The sequence below is a fragment of the Mediterranea sp. ET5 genome, from assembly GCF_023337025.1.
Taxonomy (GTDB): Bacteria; Bacteroidota; Bacteroidia; order Bacteroidales; family Bacteroidaceae; genus Phocaeicola_A.
The window spans coordinates 57575-79856 of the sequence record NZ_JAMBLN010000001.1 but is presented as its reverse complement, the minus strand read 5'-3'; the positions used below and the strand labels follow the sequence as shown (position 1 = coordinate 79856).

At 49.8% G+C, this 22282-nt stretch carries 18 protein-coding genes; 6 read left to right on the top strand and 12 right to left on the bottom strand.

The window, feature by feature from the left end; translation table 11 throughout:
• Positions 1 to 152 precede the first annotated feature (152 nt).
• The 4 genes from M3087_RS00325 to M3087_RS00310 form a co-directional block, all read right to left on the bottom strand.
• Positions 153 to 1073: an NAD(P)-dependent oxidoreductase gene (locus M3087_RS00325; protein WP_106484705.1), complete on the bottom strand. Its 921-nt coding sequence runs from the start codon at positions 1071 to 1073 to the stop codon at positions 153 to 155.
• 85 nt (positions 1074 to 1158) lie between these two features.
• Positions 1159 to 2229 carry a 3-phosphoserine/phosphohydroxythreonine transaminase gene (gene serC, locus M3087_RS00320; RefSeq protein WP_106484706.1) on the bottom strand — a complete coding sequence of 357 codons (1071 nt, stop codon included), beginning with the start codon at positions 2227 to 2229 and terminating at the stop codon, positions 1159 to 1161.
• Between the two features lie 197 nt (positions 2230 to 2426).
• Entirely contained in the window at positions 2427 to 3746 is a 1320-nt protein-coding gene (locus tag M3087_RS00315; protein WP_249092939.1) for a DEAD/DEAH box helicase, read from the bottom strand.
• Positions 3747 to 3804: 58 nt separating this feature from the next.
• On the bottom strand, positions 3805 to 4374 hold the full coding sequence (locus M3087_RS00310; RefSeq protein ID WP_262918834.1) for a nucleosidase: 570 nt from the start codon (positions 4372 to 4374) through the stop codon (positions 3805 to 3807).
• Positions 4375 to 4642: 268 nt separating this feature from the next.
• On the opposite strand from M3087_RS00310, the gene tpx reads away from it, so the two are divergent.
• Positions 4643 to 5146 carry a thiol peroxidase gene (gene tpx, locus M3087_RS00305; protein ID WP_022386047.1) on the top strand — a complete coding sequence of 168 codons (504 nt, stop codon included), beginning with the start codon at positions 4643 to 4645 and terminating at the stop codon, positions 5144 to 5146.
• A gap of 171 nt (positions 5147 to 5317) precedes the next feature.
• On the opposite strand, the gene M3087_RS00300 is transcribed toward tpx, so the two are convergent.
• From M3087_RS00300 to M3087_RS00285, 4 genes are read right to left on the bottom strand one after another with little or no spacing between them, the layout of a single operon-like run.
• Entirely contained in the window at positions 5318 to 5743 is a 426-nt protein-coding gene (locus M3087_RS00300) for an HIT family protein (RefSeq protein WP_022386048.1), read from the bottom strand.
• 24 nt (positions 5744 to 5767) lie between these two features.
• Positions 5768 to 8053 (bottom strand): cation:proton antiporter, encoded by a 2286-nt coding sequence (locus M3087_RS00295; protein WP_249092938.1) that lies wholly within the window; start codon positions 8051 to 8053, stop codon positions 5768 to 5770.
• Between the two features lie 5 nt (positions 8054 to 8058).
• The gene (gene pepT, locus M3087_RS00290) at positions 8059 to 9282 is read right to left on the bottom strand and encodes a peptidase T (RefSeq protein WP_249092936.1); all 1224 of its coding nucleotides are present in this window, start codon (positions 9280 to 9282) and stop codon (positions 8059 to 8061) included.
• A 37-nt stretch (positions 9283 to 9319) separates the two neighbouring features.
• Complete coding sequence (locus M3087_RS00285) at positions 9320 to 10726, bottom strand: amidophosphoribosyltransferase (RefSeq protein ID WP_022386051.1); 1407 nt, start codon at positions 10724 to 10726, stop codon at positions 9320 to 9322.
• 260 nt (positions 10727 to 10986) lie between these two features.
• Here M3087_RS00285 and araJ point away from each other — a divergent pair, with 260 nt between their 5' ends.
• The 3 genes from araJ to M3087_RS00270 are packed head-to-tail and all read left to right on the top strand — an operon-like array spanning position 10987 to position 13242.
• Positions 10987 to 12165 (top strand): MFS transporter AraJ, encoded by a 1179-nt coding sequence (gene araJ, locus M3087_RS00280; RefSeq protein WP_249092934.1) that lies wholly within the window; start codon positions 10987 to 10989, stop codon positions 12163 to 12165.
• Positions 12162 to 12563: a CidA/LrgA family protein gene (locus tag M3087_RS00275; RefSeq protein ID WP_249092931.1), complete on the top strand. Its 402-nt coding sequence runs from the start codon at positions 12162 to 12164 to the stop codon at positions 12561 to 12563. The genes araJ and M3087_RS00275 overlap by 4 nt, the downstream gene beginning before the upstream one ends.
• Positions 12547 to 13242, top strand: coding sequence for an LrgB family protein (locus M3087_RS00270; RefSeq protein WP_106484713.1), 696 nt, complete (start codon positions 12547 to 12549; stop codon positions 13240 to 13242). The genes M3087_RS00275 and M3087_RS00270 overlap by 17 nt, the downstream gene beginning before the upstream one ends.
• Before the next feature lie 291 nt (positions 13243 to 13533).
• On the opposite strand, the gene M3087_RS00265 is transcribed toward M3087_RS00270, so the two are convergent.
• The 4 genes from M3087_RS00265 to M3087_RS00250 form a co-directional block, all read right to left on the bottom strand.
• The gene (locus tag M3087_RS00265) at positions 13534 to 13968 is read right to left on the bottom strand and encodes a hypothetical protein (protein WP_022386055.1); all 435 of its coding nucleotides are present in this window, start codon (positions 13966 to 13968) and stop codon (positions 13534 to 13536) included.
• Positions 13969 to 14127: 159 nt separating this feature from the next.
• Entirely contained in the window at positions 14128 to 17379 is a 3252-nt protein-coding gene (locus tag M3087_RS00260) for a S41 family peptidase (protein WP_249092929.1), read from the bottom strand.
• Positions 17380 to 17418: 39 nt separating this feature from the next.
• Positions 17419 to 18030: an L-threonylcarbamoyladenylate synthase gene (locus M3087_RS00255; RefSeq protein WP_106484715.1), complete on the bottom strand. Its 612-nt coding sequence runs from the start codon at positions 18028 to 18030 to the stop codon at positions 17419 to 17421.
• 110 nt (positions 18031 to 18140) lie between these two features.
• Positions 18141 to 20147: an AAA family ATPase gene (locus tag M3087_RS00250; protein ID WP_249092927.1), complete on the bottom strand. Its 2007-nt coding sequence runs from the start codon at positions 20145 to 20147 to the stop codon at positions 18141 to 18143.
• A gap of 96 nt (positions 20148 to 20243) precedes the next feature.
• On the opposite strand from M3087_RS00250, the gene M3087_RS00245 reads away from it, so the two are divergent.
• Both M3087_RS00245 and M3087_RS00240 read left to right on the top strand, forming a co-directional pair.
• The gene (locus M3087_RS00245) at positions 20244 to 21725 is read left to right on the top strand and encodes a DUF3843 family protein (protein ID WP_249092925.1); all 1482 of its coding nucleotides are present in this window, start codon (positions 20244 to 20246) and stop codon (positions 21723 to 21725) included.
• Between the two features lie 24 nt (positions 21726 to 21749).
• Positions 21750 to 22187: an outer membrane beta-barrel protein gene (locus M3087_RS00240; RefSeq protein WP_022386060.1), complete on the top strand. Its 438-nt coding sequence runs from the start codon at positions 21750 to 21752 to the stop codon at positions 22185 to 22187.
• The last annotated feature ends 95 nt before the right edge of the window (positions 22188 to 22282 follow it).

Sequence of the window (22282 nt, the reverse complement as noted above, 5' to 3'; positions counted from 1 at the left end):
AGTAAAATAGAGTTTTGAGAGTTAGGGATTATGTTAAAGGAAGGGTACCTGTAGGCAAAAATAAACACAGAGACTCATTGACTTCGGATGATATTCCAGTCTTTGTGTCTCTGTGTTCATCAGTTCCATTATAGTACACTTTCACTAAATGTTTACTTGTTCACGCGGAACTTCTCGCAACCGTCCTTGATGAAGCCTACGATTTGCTTGGCAGCAGCGATACCTGCGTTGATATTGGCTTCCGCAGTCTGGGCACCCATCTTCTTCGGGGTCGAGAAGTAACGTCCGGCAAATTTGGTTGCAAATTCTTCATTAGCTACCGGCATGATATCGGTGATGTATTTGATATCCGCACGTTCTTCCATCAGTTTGATAAGCTCTGCCTCATTGATGACTTCCTTGCGTGCAGTATTTACCAGGATAGCTCCCTTGGGCATCTGATTTACCAAAGCGTAGTTGATGGAGTTCTTGGTCTCAGCAGTTGCCGGGATGTGCAAGGATACGATGTTGCAGGTCTTGTAAAGTTCTTCCACAGAATCAACAGCTTTTACACCAGCTTCCTCAATGGCAGCCTTCGGGCAATAAGCATCGTAGGCATACACCTCCATGCCAAAGCCTTTAGCGATGCGTGCCACGTTGCGGCCGACATTTCCAAATGCATGGATACCAAGTTTCTTGCCTTTCAACTCTGTTCCGGAAGTACCGTTGTAGAAGTTGCGTACGGCATAAACCAACAAACCGAACACAAGTTCAGCCACAGCGTTGGAGTTTTGTCCCGGCGTGTTCATCACGCATACACCATGTGCAGTAGCGGCAGCGAGGTCAACATTGTCATAACCGGCACCGGCACGTACCACGATTTTCAGTTCCTTGGCAGCATCGAATACCTCAGCATCAATCACATCGCTACGGATAATCAGTGCATTGGCATCTTTCACAGCTTCCAACAATTTGGCTTTCTCTCCGTATTTTTCCAACAATACGAGTTCATAACCTGCGGCTTCAATCTCTTTACGGATGCCGTCTACAGCCACTTTGGCAAACGGCTTATCGGTTGCTACTAATACTTTCATAAGAAGACTTTTTTAATGAAGAATTTAAGAATAAGGAGTGAAGAATGACAGTTCGTTTTCGGTCACTCTTCACTCCTCACAATGATTAATGTGCCTTTTCAAACTCTTGCATGCACTCTACCAGCGCTTTCACGCTCTCCAACGGCATGGCGTTGTAGCAGGAAGCCCGGAATCCACCTACGGAACGGTGTCCCTTGATACCTACCATACCACGTTCGGTAGCAAATTTCAAGAAGTCAGCTTCGAGTTCTTTGTATTCGTCTTTCATCACGAAGCAAATGTTCATGTATGAGCGGTCTTCTTCACAGGTTACTGTGCCACGGAAGAGACGGTTGCGGTCGATTTCACCATAAAGCATTTCAGCACGTGCTTTGGCGCGACGCTGCATTTCTTCTACACCACCTTGGGCTTTCAGCCAGCGCAAAGTCAACATGGCAGAATAGATAGGCAGTACAGGAGGTGTATTGAACATGGAGCCACCGTCGATATGGGTCTGGTAGTTCAACATTGTCGGGATGGTACGGCTGACTTTGCCTACGGCATCATTCTTCACAATCACGAAGGTCACACCCGCAGGAGCCAGGTTCTTCTGTGCACCACCGTATATGCAGATATACTTGCTGATATCAACCGGGCGGGAGAAGATGTCGGACGACATGTCGGCAATCATGGGAATCGGACTGTCGAGGTCCTTATGAAGTTCAGTACCAAAGATGGTATTGTTCGTTGTTACATGGAAATAGTCAGCATCGGTCGGGATGACGAAGTCTTTGGGGATATACGTAAAGTTGTCGGCTGCTGAAGAGGCCACTTCTACCACTTCGCCGAAGTTCTTAGCTTCTTTGATGGCCTTCTTTGACCATGTACCTGTGTTCAGGTAAGCTGCTTTCTTTTCGAGGAAGTTGTAAGGAACCATACAGAATTCCAAGCTGGCACCACCACCCAAGAATAATACTGAATAGCCTTCGGGAATCTGAAGAATTTCTTTAAACAATGCAACGGCTTCATCAACGACTGGCTGGAAGTCTTTTGCACGGTGACTAATCTCCAGAATAGAGAGTCCTCCTCCATGGAAGTCCAACACTGCTTGAGCTGTTTGCTCGATTACTTCACGAGGTAAAATAGACGGTCCCGCATTGAAATTATGCTTTTTCATTTGATATAAGTTTTGGTTAATACTGTTTGTTATAATGTCGTGATGCAAATTTACACATTATTATTCAGCTTACAACTTTTTTAGTAGAAAAGTGACATTTGGAGCTATATTTAATCTAAATGATATAATATTGAGCCAAATGGATGACACTTTGATACTTTGATAACAGGAAAACAGGCTTATTTATACAAATACTGTCATTTTGTTTCCTCTATGACAGTCTTTAACCCTTTAATTTTCTCTCCTTTTATCAAATTCAGGGTTTGTTTTAACTTCTTCTGACAGATTGCTACATAGGCGTAGTGGTCTTTTACGTCAATCCGGCCGATTTCATCGCGCTGCAAGTGTCCCTTTTTATATAGGAATCCGGCAATATCGACCTTGTTGATTTTGTCCTTTTTTCCTTTACCTATATATAATGTTACCCATAAGGGGCGCACGGGCTTGAGTGGACCTTCATCAAGGATGAACTCATCGGGTGATTCATTGATATAGGCGGGCAATACTTCTTCCGGATGAAGAATGAGGAACGAATTTCCTTCGGCATCCCAGCGTGCAGTCCGTCCGTTCCGATGGATATATCCTTCTTCGTTGAGGGGAAGATGATAATGTATCACATTGTCTATCTCCGGAATGTCAAGTCCACGTGCCGCGAGGTCCGTCGATACAAACACATTGCAACTTCCATTGCGGAACTTGTATAGTGCACGCTCGCGGTCTGCCTGTTCCATGCCGCCATGAAACATGCCGTTCTGTATTTTCCGGGAGGTCAGGTAGGTACTGACACGTTCTACTGATTCCCGATGATTGCAAAATACGATGGATGACTGGGTCCCAAGCATACAGAGCAAGCGGGCTAATGTCTCCAGTTTGTCTTTCTCCGGAGAATGTACTACATGCAACCGGATTCGGTCTGACAGGGTAGCATCTTCTGTCAGGAAGTTCAGCTTGATGATTCGATGCAGACCGGTGAACTCAGGTATCTCCTCAGCATCAGTCGCAGACAGCAAGATTCGTTTTTTCAAGGCTGGTAGTTGGGCGATGACTGTTGACATCTCATCATGAAAGCCAAATTCCAGGCACTTGTCAAACTCATCGATGATTAAGGTGTGTACCGTAGAGGCATCGAAGTTCTGCTTGGATAGATGGTCGTTCATGCGCCCCGGGGTACCGATGATGACCGACGGATGGATGCCGTTCATCGTCCGGTGTTCATCCATAGTCGGACGTCCGCCATAGCAACTCATCACTCGGAAGGGGGTTCCCATCGACTTGAATACCTGTTCTGTCTGTAGGGCCAGCTCACGGGAAGGCACCAGTACAACAGCTTGCACTCCCTGGATTCCCTCTTTTAAGTGTTCCAAGAGCGGAAGCAGGTAGGCCAGTGTCTTACCGGAACCCGTAGGCGACAACAAAATGAGGTCTTTTTGCTCGCGGCCGGCATCCAAGGCAGCTTCCTGCATCGGATTTAATTGTTCGATGTGTAGGTTTTGAAGTATTTGTTCAATCGTTAACATAGTCGTTCTTTATACCTTATTATATATAGACTGAAAAGTGGAAGGTTGCCTTACGGTGTTACCCGATTTGGGTTACAAAGAAGGTCTCCAGGTCGCGGCGGGCATCAGCCAGCTTGTCTTCCCAATGCTTTACCGAATTTTGTCCAATCAGGTCTGTCACATATTTTATAGCCATGAAAGGGACGCTCAGCTCCATACAGACTTGTGCTTGTGCAAAGGCTTCCATGTCGACCACGTCGCCTTCCACACCGGAAGCATCGGTCACGAAACTGTCTCCTGTGTTGCAACATCCGTCCGTTGGCAGATTCCATTTCCAGGGAAATGCTTTGAGTGACTCCCCGGTATTCAGTTGCCAGGTTACTCCAAAATCTGCCAGAACACGCATGTCTCGGTCAATGAATTGTGTGCAGAGCACAATATCACCCAGCCGATGCTTTGTTGTGCCAGCTGTTCCGACATTCAGTACCACATCGGGATGTACCCGATAGATGGCCTCCGTGAGTCGAAACGTTGCATTGACTTTTCCTACACCGGTATAGACATGTTCTACTGTAGCTCCCGGCAGTGGGGTGGGGGTATATTCGTCGGGCAAAGCTTGCACGACGAGTAGTTTGATGGGTTCTTTCATTTGTCTGTTGGGTTAAATGGATGTACAAAAGTACGCATAAACCGATAATGCGCCTATTGACAAGGTGAAATTTGTCGTACGGGATTGTAAGTCCGTGAGGCAGGGGAGTGCTCGGGAATAAAGGGCAGATGATACCTAAAGAACATTAAAAAAGCCTCCGGCCTGTTGGGAATACCAATTCATTTCGTACCTTTGTTTATACAAAATTGTAACGGTTGCAAAAGAAGATTATCTGTCAAACTAAAATAACTGAAAGGAGAATACAAGTATGTCAAAAACTGCATTCAAAGGAAATCCTGTGGCTTTAACAGGTGAATTTATCGCTGTTGGTGCAAAAGCACCGGAGTTTGCATTCGTGAAGGGTGATTTGTCTACCTTTACGCTTGATGAGGTAAAAGGCAAATATGCTGTGTTGAATATCTTCCCGAGCATGGATACAGCCGTTTGTGCAACCTCTGTACGCAAATTCAATCAGTTGGCGGCTTCTCAGCCTAATGCTGTCGTGCTGGCCATCTCCAAGGACTTGCCCTTCGCACAGGGCCGTTTCTGTACTACTGAAGGCATTAAGAACGTGGTTGCCTTGTCAGACTTCAGAAATTTGTCTGATTTCGCACAGAAATATGGTGTGGGCATGGTAGACGGGCCTTTGGCTGGTCTGTTGGCCCGTGCGGTTGTTGTGGTGAATCCGGAAGGTAAGGTTGTTTATGCCGAATTGGTTCCGGAAATTACTACAGAGCCGAACTACGATGCTGCCATTGCCGCATTGAAATAAGTAGGCCTGCTAGGGTCTTCTTATTAGCATAAACGTGCATGTTTACTATCTTTCGGATAGCGGGCATGCACGTTTCTTTTTTAGCTGTTCCCGTATGTTTCTGGCGGAAGCCAGTCTTGTCATCATTACATGCTTCCAGGAGGCTGGACCAATCCGGCAGGTACTCGGTCTTTACAACGCTGCCTTCAGCTCATCAATCATCTTCTGATATTCGGCATCAGTCAGGTATACCTTGCCGGGATTCATTTGGAATACACCTCCGTAGTCCGGGCCGTCTACATATTTCGGTGCCAAGTGGAAATGGAGGTGAGAGAGCTTGTCGCTGTAAGCACCATAGTTGATCTTTTCCGGATGGAACACCTTGTGCATGGCACGGGTAACACGGGCTACATCTGCCATGAAGGCATTGCGCTCTTCGTCACTCAGTTCACACAAATCGTCGACATGTCCGTTGTAAGCCACCAGGCAACGTCCGTGATAGGTCTGCTCTTTGAACAGGAATACGCGCGATACGCTCAGCGGGGCAATCTCAATCATCAGATTGTGTAAGGTCTCATTGTTCTGGCAATAGAGACATTCTTCAGGGTTACTTCTCATAGTATTTATCGTTTAAAATGGTTGTTATGGTTCGTTTGCCTTCTCTTTGGTCTTGTCCAGCAGGTGGGCTACATCTTTTTCTTCGCCGACTACCCAGATGACTTCCCCTTGATGGAGAACCTCGTCTGCATCGGGACTCATCAAGGTGCCGTCAGCTTTCTCGATACCGACAATCAGGCAGTTGTATTGGTTGCGAATGCCACTGTGCCGGATGCTCTTGTCGAGAAAGGGGGAATCGGCATCGATAATGAATTGCTTCAGACGCATTTCCTGATGTTCCCAGTTCTGCTGTTCATTGTCTTTCGTCTCTTCTTCCAGCCGGCTCATGGCTTTGCCCAACGTCGCGAGCTGCTCATCCGTGCCGATGACCTGCAAGCGGTCATTCGGATAGATGCGTTCGTCACCTCCGGGGATGTTGATGCGCCGGCTACCACGTAGAATCGACGCTACATGTACACCGTAGTCTCGTCCCATGTTCAGCTCTTTCAGAGTTTGTCCTGCCCATGCACAATCTGCCGGAATGTCAAAATCGGAGAGGTGCAGGTCGTGTGAAAGCAAATGACCGACGTATTCCGGTTGCTTTTCTCCCCGATACTCTTCGTAGCGGTCGCGCAGATTCAGGTTTTGCATGAAAGTACGCTCCATGACGATGGAGTGCTTCTTCAGCCAACGTGAATAAATCATCAGCAGCACGAGAACGATGGCTGCCCCTCCGGCTAAAGCGGCCGAAGCATGATAATAGGCTGAGATGACATACATCACAAAGCATACTGCCAATACAATACGCAGCAGGATAATCGAAACGAGTGGTGCCCGGTTAAAACGGTTGTCCCGCCACAAGGCCTGGAACTCGACCGAGTGGTTTTTCTTCACCATGATGGCACGCAGGAAAGGAGAGATGGCAAGAATGGTGATGACCATACCGACCAGGTCACCCCATTGCCTGGGAAGCCATGCCAGCAGGAAGGGGGTGATAAATTGGGTACAGATGGCAATGGTTGCTACAGTCACAATGCAGTAGACCAGCATCATGCGGAACACGGCCTTCAGGAATTTGCGCCAATTGTTCTCCTGATTGACAGTGGTGTGCGAATGGATGGAGTAATGTTCCAGCAAGCCCATCCATTTGCTTGGAATCCGTTTGCTTGCCCAGTTGTAGGCAGGAACAGACAGACGGATCATGTAGGGAGTCGTGAAGGTCGTGATGACTGATACGGCTACTACGATGGGATAGAGGAAATCGCTGGTGACGTTCAGGCTGACACCCAACGAAGCAATGATGAAGGCGAATTCACCGATTTGTGTCAAGCTGAATCCACACTGCATGGCAACCTTCAGAGGTTGTCCGGCAAGCACGAAGCTTCCGGAACCGAGGATGCTTTGTCCCAGTAGGATGGTAAGCGTGATGACGATGATGGGAATCTTGTACTCTACAATCATGGCAGGGTCAACCATCATACCCACCGATACGAAAAAGATGGCACCGAACAGGTCCTTTACCGGTGCAACAAGTTTCTCGATGGATTCGGCTTCTACGGTTTCAGCCAGAATGGAACCCATCATGAAGGCTCCGAATGCGGCAGAAAAACCGGCTTCAGCTGCCAGTACGACCATCAGGAAACACATGCCGACAGCAACTACCAACAAGGTTTCGGCAGACATCCATTTGCGCACCCGCTTCAGGAAAGTCGGTATGATATAGATGCCGACGACAAACCAAAGGACCAGGAAAAAGACCAGCTTTACTACGCTCTGTACCATCTCCATGCCTTCGAAGTTCTGGCTGACTGCCAGGGTGGACAGCATCACCATGAGTACGATGGCCAGGATATCCTCCAGGATAAGAACGCTTAGTACTAGTCCGGCAAAGCGTTGTTGCCGCAGTCCCATGTCGTCAAATGCTTTGTAGATGATGGTTGTGGACGACATGGCAAGCATTCCTCCCAGATAGATGCAGTCCATGCGGTCCCAACCGAACGACATGCCTACCAGGACGCCCAGTACAATCATGACAAGTATGACCGAACAGGCAGCGATAATGGCTGTCCCGCCGACTTTCATCAGTTTCTTGAAGCTGAATTCCAGTCCCAGGGCAAACAGGAGGAATATGACTCCGATGTCTGCCCACAGTTTGATGTCGTTTGTGTCTTGTACGGAGGGGGTATAGGGCATGTGCGGGCTCGCAATGAAGCCCGCAACAATGTATCCTAATACCAATGGTTGTTTAAGTCGCTTAAAGATGAGAGTTGTGAGCCCGGCGCACATCAGTATGAGCGCCAGGTCAATAATCAACGGAGATAATTCGGACATCTTTTTTAGCGTTTAGCTGTCAGCTCGGCAATCTTGATGACCACATTCATGGCCTTTTCGATGGACTGAACCGGCACAAATTCATAGCGTCCGTGGAAGTTTAATCCTCCGGCGAAGATGTTCGGGCAAGGCAACCCCTTGAAGGAAAGCTGTGCACCGTCCGTCCCTCCACGGATGGCCTTCACCTTCGGGGTAACACCGGCTTCTTCCATGGCATGGAATGCAATGTCGATGATGTGCATTACCGGTTCGATCTTCTCACGCATGTTGTAATATTGGTCTTTGATTTCAACCGAGACGGTACCTTCGCCATACTCGGCGTTCAGGAAGTTTGCCACGCGTTGCATCTGTTGTTTGCGGGCCTCAAACTTATTGCGGTCGTGGTCGCGGATGATGTATGAGACGGTTGTCTGCTCCACTTCGCCCTTCATGCCTACCAGGTGGAAGAAACCTTCGTAGTCCTGCGTATGTCCCGGGGTTTCTACTTGGGGAAGGAGGGAGACGAAGGTGTTTGCTACCAGGAGGGAGTTGATCATTTTGTTCTTGGCATAGCCCGGGTGTACGTTGCGGCCTTTCACCGTTATTTTAGCCGACGCAGCATTGAAGTTCTCAAATTCCAGTTCTCCGACTTCACCGCCGTCCATGGTATAAGCAAAGTCGCATCCGAACTTCTCCACGTCAAACTTGTGGGCTCCCAAGCCGATTTCTTCGTCGGGGTTAAAGCCGATACGGATTTTCCCGTGCTTGATTTCAGGATGTTCCTTCAGATAAGCGATGGCTGAAACAATTTCTGCAATACCTGCCTTGTCGTCAGCTCCCAGCAGGGTCTTGCCGTCGGTTACGATCAGGTCTTCTCCCTTGTGGTCGAGCAGTTCGGGGAACTGTTTGGGGGAAAGGACGATGTTTTCTTCAGCACAGAGAACGATGTCTCCGCCGTCATAGTTCTTCACGATGCGCGGATTGACATTGGCTCCGGTCATGTCGGGGCTGGTGTCCATGTGGGAAATGAAGCCGACGACAGGGACTTCCTTGTCGGTGTTTGAGGAAAGAGTGGCAAACAGGTAGCCGTTCTCATCCAAAGAGATTTCTTCCAAGCCGATTTCTTCCAGTTCGCTTTTCAGGTACTCGGCAAATACCATTTGCTTGGCTGTACTTGGAGTTGTCTGTGAGTCTTCGCTCGACTGTGTGTCGAAGCTCACATATTTCAAAAAACGTTCAATGAATGTCATGGCGATTGTATTTTTGGTTTATAGTTAGGTTAATTGTCTAAAAGTGGCTGCTGCCATCGAAGCAGTGTGTACACACCTTGCATTTGGGAAGGCCGATAGCCTCAATCAATGTTTCAAGTGTGTTGAACTTCAGGGAGCTCAACCCGAAGCGCTTGGCAATGGTGTCGACCATGCGCTTGTATTCGGGGGAGTCGGTGGTGGCATATTTATCCAGATTCTTGTTATGGTCTCCTTCAAACTCCTGGATGATGCGGCGGGTGATGAGCTCGAGGTCGCCCTTGGAGGACGTAAAATTGATGAAGGGGCATCCGTAAATCAACGGCGGACATGCGATGCGCATGTGTACTTCCTTTGCTCCGTAGTCATAGAGGATTTTTACGTTATCCCGCAGTTGGGTGCCGCGTACGATGGAGTCATCGCAGAACAGGATACGTTTCCCTTGCAGCATGGCACGGTTGGGAATCAGTTTCATTTTTGCAACCAGCGAACGCATCTCCTGATTGCTGGGGGTAAAGCTGCGGGGCCATGTCGGGGTGTATTTGGCAATGGCACGATGATAGGGGACCCCTTTGCCTTCAGCGTACCCCAGCGCCATGCCGACACCTGAATCGGGAATGCCGCAGGCGCAGTCTACGACCGATTCATCTTTTTGTCCCATCTTGTATCCGCATGCAAAACGTACCTCTTCGACGTTCTTGTTTTCATAGCAAGATACCGGGAATCCATAGTAGACCCACAGGAAGGAGCAGACTTGCATCTCTTCATTGGGCTTGCGCATCTGTTCGATTCCCTCGGGGCGTATGCGCAAGATTTCGCCCGGTCCGACATAGCGTTCAATTTCAAAGTCCAGATTGGGCAGGCTGCTGGATTCGCTGGTCATGGCATAAGCGCCTTCTTTCTTACCTATTATTATAGGTGTACGTCCCCATTGGTCACGAGCTGCAATGATACCGTCTTCGGTGAGCAGCAGCATGGAGCATGAACCCTTGATGGAGCGATAGACATTTTCAATACCGTCGACAAAATTTTTTCCTTGTATGATGAGCAGTGAGACCAGCTCGGTGGGGTTTGTCTTGCCGGAACTCAACTCCGCAAAGTGCATGTTACGTTCCAGAAGTTCTTTTTCCAGTTCTTCAATGTTGTTGATTTTAGCAACAGTGACAATGGCGAACTTTCCCAAATGAGAATTGATGACCAGTGGTTGTGAATCGGTGTCGCTGATAATTCCTATACCCGCATGCCCGCTGAACTTTGGCAATTCATCTTCAAACTTGCTCCTGAAGTAAGCGCTTTCCAGGCTGTGGATGGAACGGATGAATCCTTTGTCCTTGTCATACGTTGCCATACCGCCGCGTTTAGTACCGAGATGCGAGTTGTAGTCTGTCCCATAAAACAGGTCTGTCACGCAATCTTTCATTGAAACTGTTCCAAAAAAACCTCCCATATATGCAATACAAGTTTTAGGTTATATACTTATTTCTTGTTTTTGGCTTCAAAAGTACTCAAATCTTTTGAATCGTTTTCTATCCATTTACCGTTTTTTGACCTGCATCAAGAAAAGAATATTTTATCGAAAAAAGCAGACCGTTTATTTGGATAAAACAGGTATGCCCTATTACCTTTGCAACAGTTTTCAAGGTATTAAAGGTAAAAAGATTTTGTTTCTGAAGATCTAGCTTTAGTCTTTAAGGTATTAGTTTTTTTATGAAAAAAAGTTTGTTGGCACTGTCGTTCGGCACTCTTGGGTTAGGAATTGCTGAATTTGTGATGATGAGTATCCTGCCCGATGTTGCCATCGACTTGTGCGTGTCTATTCCTACGGCGGGACATCTGATTTCTGCGTATGCGTTAGGTGTTTGTGTGGGCGCTCCTCTTACTGTTTTTATAGCGCGTACCCGTCCGTTGAAACAAATTCTTCTTGGACTGATCACTCTTTTTATTATAGGCCATCTGTTGACAGCAGCATCTCCCACTTTCGGAACGATGCTGTTGATGCGTTTTATAGCCGGTCTGCCTCATGGAGCCTATTTCGGAGTCGGGTCTATCATAGCCGATCGCGTGGCGGACAAGGGTAAAAGCGCTCAGGCAATAGCTGTCATGGTGGCGGGTATGACGGTGGCCAACCTGATTGGCATTCCTTTAGGGACTTTCCTGAGTCATGCTTTTTCGTGGCGTATCATCTTTCTGCTCACAGGTCTGTGGGGTATATTTACATTCTATGCCATTTACAAGTGGGTCCCCTTCATGGAGCCGCTGCCTAACACCGGACTGAAGGGACAATTCCGCTTCCTGAAGAATCCTGCGCCCTGGCTGGTCATTTGTGCCACCATGTTCGGCAATGGAGGCGTGTTCAGCTGGTACAGCTACATCACTCCCCTGATGACGGAGGTTGCGGGCTTCATGCCGTCGGCAATGTCTCTGCTGATGGTGCTGGCAGGAGCCGGGATGTGTGTGGGCAATCTGCTGGGCGGTCACTTCTCGGATAAATACCAACCCGGCATTGTCGCGGCAACGACTCAGTGTCTCATCTGTCTGACCTTGCTTTCCATATTTTTCCTTGCTCCGCTGACCTATCTGACGGCAGTCTTGATGTGTGTCTGCACCCTGTGTCTGTTTGCCCTTTCATCGCCCCAGCAACTGTTGTTGCTCAAGAACGCTGAAGGTGGCGAAATGATGGGAGCAGCATGCGTACAGATTGCTTTTAACTTAGGCAATGCGTTTGGAGCCTATTGTGGCGGACTGCCGCTGGAGGCAGGATTGGGTTATGAATATCCTGCGCTCATCGGAGCCGGATTAAGCTTCCTGGGCTTTTTGTCATTAGCCCTGTACAGCTATCGTTATGAACGTCAACTCTTGAAAACCAACAAACTGAACCAAGCATGATACGTCAGTGTTTTATTTTGTTTGGTTGCCTGGCATTGGGGGAACTCATTGTTTACCTGACAGGCATCAAACTTCCTTCGAGCATCATCGGCATGTTGCTCCTCACACTCTTCCTCAAATTGAAGTGGGTCAAGCTCCATTGGGTACAGGGACTGAGCGATTTTCTGGTAGCCAACCTCGGATTTTTCTTCGTTCCGCCCGGTGTTGCGTTAATGCTTTATTTCGATGTCATCAAGGCGGAGTTTATTCCGATTGTGGTATCTACGGTAATCAGTACGATACTGGTGCTGGTATCTACGGGATGGGTGCATCAGTACATCCGCAGACATGCCCGTTTTTCTAAATACGAAAATTCTTCAAACCGCTCTAAAGCACAAGACGATGGATTATCTAAGTAATGATTTCTTTTTGTTGGCACTGACATTCGGACTGTTCTTTATCTCCAAATTGATTCAGCAGCGTACGGGATGGGTTATCTTGAACCCGATTCTGCTTACCATAGCCATGCTTATCGTGTTCTTGAAGTTGACAGGCATCAGCTATGAGACCTATAACGAGGGTGGACATCTCATCGAGTTCTGGCTGAAGCCGGCCGTGGTAGCACTTGGGGTGCCTCTGTATCTCCAGCTGGAGGCCATCAAGAAGCAATTGTTGCCCATCCTTCTGTCACAGCTGGTGGGCTGTCTGGTTGGCATTGTTTCGGTGGTTTTTACAGCCAAGTGGCTGGGTGCATCTCCTGCCATTATCACTTCCCTGGCTGCCAAGTCCGTGACGACCCCCATTGCCATGGAGGTGACCAAGAGTGTGGGAGGAATCCCTTCGCTGACGGCGGCTGTGGTGGTGTGCGTCGGTTTGTTCGGTGCCGTGTTCGGATTCAAGGTGCTGAGCTGGGGGCATGTGGGAAGTCCTATCGCCCAAGGCTTGTCAATGGGGACAGCCAGTCATGCCGTCGGTACGTCAACCGCTATGGAACGCGGACGCAAGTATGGAGCCTTTGCCAGCCTGGGACTGACGCTGAACGGTTTGTTCACAGCCTTGCTGACGCCTACCGTGCTTCATTTGTTGGGTATTATCTGATAAGAGGAGTTTGCTGACTCCAACACCTGAGTTTGACAGGACAAACACAGGCGTTTGATGTGGTAAACATATACGTTTGATGAGGCAAAGTATAATACTTTGGTGGCCTAAGTATAATACTTAGGGGGTCTAAGTATAATACTTTGGTCGGTCAAACTACTATGTTTGATGGATGGAAGGCTTGTGTTTCCTGTGTCAAACGCTTGTATTGGACGGTCGGAAATAAAAAGAAGCCGCAGACTTCAGCGTGAGGAGGTCTGCGGCTTCTTTATGAAGTATGATTTCAGTCTATCAGTTCAGCGGTTGCTCTTTGCGTTTCTTCAGGAAGGCAAAAGCTTGTTTCAGGCGTTCGTGTGCCATGAAGAAATGCTCCATGAGTGATTTTACGAGGTCTTCCAACTGGGGAAGTTCGTCGGTGAATACGGTATCGCAGCGGGTGTGTACGCCCAACTTGCCGTTCTCTTCATCGATGGAGTAGATGACATGAGCCAAGGGAAGGTCCGTGTTCACGAGGTTGACAGCTTCTTTTACTGTTTCAGCATCCGCGTCGGTCAGGTCCATGGCAATCCACCAGGGATCCCAGATAGTGATGAATTTGAAGTTGTTGTCAGCAGATACATATAATGATTCGCCTTGATACTTAAAGCAGATGTTGTCCTTATCATCCACTTCGGGTTGGCAACCCACTTTCTTCAGCGTTTCAATGACTAAATCTCTTGTTTTCATGTTTGTTCTGTTTTTGTTTTATAGTTTCTAAATTATAAGATTAACAACCTTTCTGTTGTTAAGGCAAACAAAATTATCTGTTTTTAGATACTTCACCATCATCTCGTCAATATATTAAGGCTGTTTAACATATTGACGAGAGAGGGGAAGTTGCACGGTTTAGCGTGCGTCTATTTCCTTGAGCAGTTCTTCTACGGCTGTACGGAGCTGGGTGTCTTCTCCTTTGACAATATCCTCCGGACGGTTCAGTACGGGGATGTCAGGCTCCAGCTCTTTGTTTTCCAGATAGCTGCCATCGGGCAGGCGGTATCCGATAATGGGGATTCCGAAGACGAGCGACGGGTCCTGCAAGGTTTCCCAGGATACGCTGGTCATGGTTCCCGGTACAGGTGCACCCACCAGTTTGCCGAGCTTCTGGTGTTTGTAGACCCATGGTGTGCCGTGGGCGTTGGAGTAGTTGGCTTCGCATTGCAGCATGATGGAGGGCTTGTTCCAGCGGCGGCTTGGCATGTCGCAGGCTTCGCGTCCACGGATGACCTGAGTCAGGTATTTCTTGCCACTGAACAGCACCTCGATGTCTTCATGCAGACGACCTCCTCCGTTGAAGCGGGTATCGATGACGATGCCGTCGCAGTTGTTGTACTTGCCCAGGATGTCCGAATAGATGGTACGGAAGCTATTGTCGTCCATGGACTCGATGTGTACGTATCCCAAGCGTCCGTTGGACCATTTCTTCACATCCTCGGCACGCTGTTTTACCCACCGGTCGTAGAGCAGTCCGTTGAATTGTCCGTTGCTGATGGGCTTGATGACCTCATCCCAGCGCTCTCCGTTGTTCGGGTTGTGGAAGGAGAGGAGGGTCTTCTTGCCGGTCAGTCCGTTGAGCAACGCGGAGAGGTCCGTGTCACCGTCGATTTCCGTTCCGTTGATTTTTTCTAGGATGTCGCCGGCCTGGACTTTGGAGCTGGCACGGTCAAAGGGTCCTCTCTCGACTACTTCTGCCACGCGGATGCCTTTGCCCGTATAGTCCCAGTCGTAGAGCAATCCCAGATTTGCCGTCGCTTCACCACCGAGACGGGCACTGTAACGGCCTCCCGTGTGTGAGACGTTCAGTTCGCCAAGCAACTCACTCAGCAGCTCGGCATAATCGTAGTTGTTGTTGATGTGGGGGAGGAACTTGCGATAGGCAGCCGACATCTTCTCCCAGTCGACACCGTGCATGTTGGTCTCATAGAACCGTTTGGCTTCCTGCTTGCAGACGTGGTCGAACATGTAGGCACGCTCGGCAGCCAGGTCCATTTTGACAGAAGCGCGGTAATTGACCGGTTTGAGTGCTTCACCGGCAGCAGCCATTTTCTGGATGGAGCTTCCGCTCAGGATGAAGATGTTGCCTTTCTCGTCCATCTCCATGTCTGCCCATCCCGTGTTCATCTTGTGGAGCAGGCGGGTGTTGCGTGTGCGCAGCTCCATCTTCCATAGGTCATACTGTCCTTCGAAAGCGGAAAGGTAGTAGAGCTTCTCCCCGTCTTTTGACAGGATGGCTGAAGCCAGGTTGGAGGAGTTGGGTGTCAGACGTACGATGCGATCTTCGATGCCGTCGAGTTCCACTTCGATGTCTTTCTTAGCCTCTTTCTTGTCTTCCTTCTTGGCATCCTTATCCTTTTTCTTTTCATCAGCTTTCGCTTTGGCTTCCTCTTTCTTTTGTTCGGCTTCCAGCTCCTTGAGCAGTTCATAGTCTTCCTTGTTCAGACGGAACTTATCGTAAGCGTCCTTGTTGAGGAACACCAGCATGGCGTCGTTGAGTGAGCCCCAGGAGGCATGGTTGCGCATACCGTACCGTTCGCTCTCGAAGAGGATGGCGTTGCCGTCCAGTACCCAGCGGGGAGAGCTGCTGAAGTATCCGCTTTGGGTCAGGTTGATGATGCTGCCTGTGCCGTCCGCCTTCACGATGCCTATGTCGGTATAGGGGTCATGATGGTTGCCGATGAACTCCAGGGTAAACCACTTGCCGTCGGGTGACCATGCGTAGTTGAATCCTCCACCCGTGTCATACCAGGTCGAGCCATCCGTTACCTGGCGTACCTTCTTTGTCTTGAGATTGACGACCATCAGCCGGTTACGCCCTTCGATGAAGGCGAGTTCCTTGCCGTCCGGAGAGAATTGCGGATAGGTGCGTTCGACCGTCTTGGAGGGGAGCAATGCCTCTTCTTCGATTAAGGTAGCGTTGGGGAAGTTGGCGTCTTCCTTACGCCCTATTTTGGCAAGATAAAGCCCCCAATTGCCTCCGCGTTCGCTGGCGTATGCCAATGTGCGGTTGTCAGGAGCAAACGACAGTCCCCGTTCAGCTTCTACCGTATGGGTAATCTGTTTGGTTGTCCCGTATTCAGCGGAAGTGACGAATACCTCGCCGCGTACGATGAATGCCACCTGCTTTCCATCCGGGGACGGAGTTGCCGAAGTCGCACCACGGCTGTAGTTCAGGGTTGCCGGAAGGTTTTCATCGTCGCAAACCAGGTCAATGGCCACTTTCTGCGGACGGCTGCCCGGTTTCTGCGTATAGATTTCTCCGTCATAGGTATAGCAGAGTGTGCCGTCCGTGCCTATGGACAGGAACCGCACGGGATGTGTCTTGAATGAGGTTACGGCTTTGACATCCTGCGGGCTGCTGAGGGGGAATGAATAGACATTGAACGAGCCGCCGTTCCGTTCGCTCAGGAAGTATACCTGTTCGCCGTCGGGAGCGAATACGGCGTTGCGGTCTTCTCCGGCACGTGCCGTCAGGTTGGTATGTTTCCGGGTCGTCGTATCATAAATCCAGATGTCCCGGGTGATGGATGATGTGTGATGCTTGCGCCACTCGTCCTCAAATCCCTTGCGGTCCTGATAGAGGAAGCGGTCTCCCTTCGCGTTGAAGCACACCATTTCTGCCGGTGTCCCCAGGACTTGGCGGGTCTTTCCGCCTTTCACAGGCACGCTGTACAGCTCGGTCATGGCACCGGTCGGATAGAGGGCACTCGTTGCAGGGTCCTGGATGGAGGCGGTGAAGAGCACCTGTTTGCCGTCTGGAGTAAATGCGGTGGGAAGTTCGGAAGCCGAATGGGTGGTCAGGCGTCGGGCGGCACCCCCATCGGCAGGCATGATATACACGTCGAAGTTCCCGTTCCGGTCGCTGGCAAATGCCAGGTATTTCCCGTCGGGCGACCAGACCGGGGTAGATTCATACGAGTCTTGAGTGGTGAGACGCACGGCTTCACCTCCGTTGACTGCTACCTTGTAAATGTCTCCTTTGTAGCAGAAGGCAATCTGCTTGCCGTCGGGCGAGATGCGGACGTCACGCATCCACAGGGGAGTGGCTGCATGGACACCGGCTGCTGCCAGTCCGATGGCAAGGCTAGTGATGAGTCTTTTCATGATGTGTTTATTGTGTGTTAGGTTGTTAAAGCTTTTGTCTTACAGGATAAGTTCCCCTTTGCCCTGACGTACGATTTCCGGTTCATCTCCGGTGCAGTCGACGACGGTGCTTCCTTCATAACCGCCGATGCCTCCGTCGATGATGAGGTCCACCTGACGCCCGAACTTCTCGTCAATCAGTTCCGGGTCCGTGACGTATTCAATGTCCTCTTCTTCGTCGTGGGGCAAGGTTGTAGTCAGGATGGGAGCATCCAGCATCCGGCATATTTCACGGATGATGGGGTTGTCCGGTACACGGATGCCCACCTCCTTGCGGTTGCGGAATATCTTTGGCAGGCGGCTGCCTGTGGGAAGGATAAAGGTAAATGCCCCGGGGAGGTTGCGCTTCATCAGTTTGAATGTGTTGTTATCCACTTTGGCATACTCGCTGATGTTGCTCAGGTCGTAGCAGATGATGGCGAGCCGGTTCTTTCCCGGGTCGATGCCTTTGATGCGGCAGATACGTTCCACGGCACGTTCTTTCAGCGCATGGCAGCCGATGGCGTAGGTCGTATCGGTCGGGTAGATGAGCAATCCCCCCTCCTGCAGCAAGTCGACGATGCGTTGCAGGTCGTGAGGATTGTTGTTTTTGTCGTATAGTTTCAGTAACATAATGTTGTCAAATTGATAAGTGGTCACAAAGATACGACATTTGAATCGTATTTATTTCATTTCATTATGTCGTAATTGGGGGTACGGTGTGACAATCTTCCCTCGAATGGCTATTTCCGCTTTTTTTCTCTCAATTCTTCGGCTATGGCCCATTGGAGGGCAGCTTCGTCGGTCTTTCCGGCGCGTGAAAGAGCATCTCCATACAGTTCATGCGCCCGGATATGTTCGGGTTTCAGTGTGGTGGCGCGGTCCAGGTCGGATGCGGCACCTTCTATGTCTCCCAGTATCAGACGGTTCTTGCCACGGTTAAACACGGCTTTGAAGAGTCGCGGGCTGAGTCTTACGGCTTCATTGAAGCAATGAGCCGCGTCATGATAGTTCTTTTCGTCATGCAAGGTGACTCCCTTTCGTATCCATGCCTCCACCAGTGTCGGGCATAAGTCCAGTGCCTTGTCATAATTGGCCAGGGCTGCTTTGCTGTCGTGTGCCAGCGTGATGCATTCATTGCCCATGCGGCAGTATTCTTCGGCATAGATCTTCAGCCGTTCCTGCTGCTGCCGTCTTTCCTCTTTCAATAGCCGGTTCTCTTCCTTGAGGCGGTTGATGATGCCCAGCTTGCGTCTGATAAGTCTTTTGATGACGGGCTTCTCAATGTCGTAGCGGGAATGTATGGCACGGAAGAAGGTCTCGAGGAACTCGTCAAATTGTCCCTTGTCAAATTGTTGGACGGACTGGACATAGAGCACATCGGCCTGTGCCTTCTTCAGGGCGCGGTCAATAGCCTGCCGGTTGTTGAAATGTTCCGCAAAGCGTACAATCTCCGGACGGACAAAGATGTCGCTGCGCGCAATGGGCTTACGCAGCGTGATGCCCCGGAGTGAAGTGCATCGGCTGAGCGCCACGTAAGTCTGTCCCCCGGCAAATACTCCGCCGGTAAAGTCTATGGCGACACGGCTGAAGGTCAGTCCCTGACTCTTGTGGATGGTGATGGCCCATGCCAGTCGGATGGGGAACTGGGTGAATGTGCCCAGTTCTTCTTCTTCAATCTTCTTCTCTTCCTCATTATAGGTATAGCGGATGTTCCGCCAGACTTCCCTTTTGACATCGCATTCCCGTCCGTCATCGGTAATGATGTAAATGGTGCCCTCGTCTTCATCGATGCCTGCGACCACGCCAATAGTGCCGTTGACCCACCGTTTGTCCATGTCATTCTTGATAAAGATGATTTGGGCGCCGGGCTTCAATTGCAGTTCCATGGATGTCGGAAGGCTGTTGGCGGGAAATTCGCCATGGATTTCTCCGGTGAAGGTCACAGGTTCTCCGGCTAGTTCCGCCAGATGTTTGTCATTGATATAGTCCACCTGGTCACGTCGGGTGGCAAGTGTGATGCGCATGTCGTCGGACTTGGTTTCAGTATCCGTGTCGACACGTGTATTGAGCAGTTGCAGGTCGGGGATGCCGGCCGTATTGTTGCGGATACGGTCTAGCACATTCACAAAGACCGAGTCACTCTGCCTGTAGACTTTATGCAGCTCGATGCTGACCAGTTCAACCTCATTGAAGACGCGGGCTGAGAAGAAATAGGGTGTCGGGTAGAAGCGGTTCAGGATCTCACGTTCGTCGCTTTTGAGCACAGGCTCCAGCTGATAGACATCACCCACCAGCAACAGCTGTTTGCCTCCGAACGGTTCGCGGAAGTTGCGCGTGTAGACTCTTAGAATCTTGTCGATGAAGTCTATGATATCCGCCCTCACCATGGAGATTTCGTCGATGATAATCAGCTCAACCTGCTGGATGAGTTTCCGGTGGCTTGACGGATATTTCAGGAAGTCTTTCAGCTTGGGCGCAGTGGAAAAGCGCGGGTCATCGGGCAGAAGCGGATGGAAAGGCAGTTTGAAGAAGCTGTGCATGGTGCTGCCGCCGGCGTTGATAGCTGCAATGCCGGTCGGTGCGAGCACAATGTGTTTCTTTTTCGTGTGTTCGCAGATGTAGCGCAGGAAGGTGGACTTGCCTGTTCCGGCTTTGCCCGTGAGAAACACAGACTGACGGGTATATTGGATGAGTTTCAAGGCGTCCTGAAACTCCGGATTGTCTTTGTCGATGGTTTCTGATTTCATAAACGATAGCAAAGATACGGACTTCTTTTGAGCTAATCTGTTTCCTGTTTCAAGAATTTGCTATACTTTTACCGCTTGAAAAGAAAACCTATCGCTATGAAAGATTATATAACACTTACATATTGGAGGCTGGGACATCCGTTGCTTGTGGAGAGTGCTTCCGATTTCTACTATGTCAATTTTACCCGTCGCTTATACCATACAATCCGTAATACCGATGTTGGTCGGCAGAGTACGGAAGACTGGGTGGCTGAAACAGCCATGACCCTGGCATACTATCTGGAGGATGTGGTCAGCGGACTGGGATTCTGGCGTACGTTTGTGACGAAGCACAAGGCGCTTTATGGTAAATACCTGCCTTTCTTTGAAGTGGATGAGAAGGATTACTATCTGGATGAAATCAACCAGCCGGATGTCTGTTTCCTGTTGTGGATGTCTGTGCAGGACAATAAGCGCGAAGCTTTGGTCAATCCGGAGAATCCCTATCTGACGGAACTGTCGGAGATGCTGTACCGTCAGTTGGACAAGGAATTTGAGCGGGCACCTATCAATGACGACTTGTTGGCGCAATTGAAGAATCCGGACACATACAGTGATTTCAGCCGTCTTTCGTTAGTGGGAATGAAGATGCTGGGTGGGACTTATCTGTTCCGTCCGTTTGTGAAGATGACGGAAGGGGTAGTGGTCCGTGAGGTCAACAGCCTGTTGACTCCCGGCACGCAGTTGTCGTTGCGCGAGTATACGGTGCGCTTCATGCAGGTCTTTGGCAAGAATACCGGCATACTGGCCTTGCGAGGAGCAGAATGGATGTCTGCCTGGCTGGAGTTGTGGGGATTGCCTGACGAGAGCCGCCGGGTAGCTGAGATGGAGGTGGTCCCTCTGGCATACTATCGTCTGCAGACGTATGATGCGGAGAACCTTACCTTGGAGGGTTTTGACGGAACAACCTATACCTTGCCCCGTGATGCCTTCCAGCCTTTGGTGGAACAGTTGATGAATATCAATAAGGTTTGTCTAACGACGCTCGTACATTATGGGGACACTTGGACGACAGCCGGAGCCGTGTCCTGGTATCCGACGACCGACCTGTTTGAGCAATACAGGACCATGATGACGGAACGCAGGAAAATCAATGAGGAGGCTTACCGGAAAGTAATGGAGGGTAATGCCGGACGTTCGATTGTCTATTTCCAGGATTGGACGGCTTTCATGGATTGGGCCAAGCAACATCTGGAATTGGAGGAACAGTTCAAGCCGACGCGTGAGATGGAGAGAGGCAAGTGTCTGGTACTCTTTGCCTCTCCCGAAGAAGGGATGACACTTGTACCCAACGAGGCACGTTTCATCTGCGACGGAGAACATAATCCATGTTACAATGCCGGTCAGGCACGGAGAGGAAGTCTGTCTCTCTTGATTACGCCGGGAAATCTCTCGACACGCATGCTGCATTACCTGCTGGACAACCGTTTGTTGCCGGATGCCGCACTGTCGTCGGCTAAAGATGCCGAGCATGGGAAACAGCTGGTGCAGGAGAATATGGATTTTATAGCCCGCTTCATGCGTACGGCTGACTATTGAGTATAACCATTTATAGAGATTGTTATGAAAAGATTCTTATTGCTACTGGTGATTTGCATGATGGGAGCTGGCGCTGCTTCGGCGCAGATATTCCGTTCGTTTGATGTCAAGGCTAATTTTCGTTCTGACTTCGGGTTCGGGGTGGGGACGACTATCAATATGATGGTTCCTAATCTGGACCTGGCTCCTTCGTTCAATTACTATTTTCGCAGCGGGGCCAACGCCTGGCATGTGGATGCCGACTTGCATTACAATTTCGAGGTGGCTCCGTTGGTGGAACTTTATCCGTTGGGAGGTGTCAGCTATTTCTATTGCAGCAAGGGATACCTCGGTTTGAATCTGGGTGGAGGTGTGACCTATAACTTCTCACCCGAATGGGCCTTGAAAGGTGAATTGAAATACCAGTTCGTGAAACACTGGGATGATTTGTATTTCAGTGTCGGTGTGTCTTACCGGTTCTGATTCACGTTCGGAAGAAGAGATAAAACAGATGCCAGCACACAGGCAGCTTTCTGTCGCCCTTTGGGGCAGATGGCTTCTGTGTGCTGGCTTCTCTT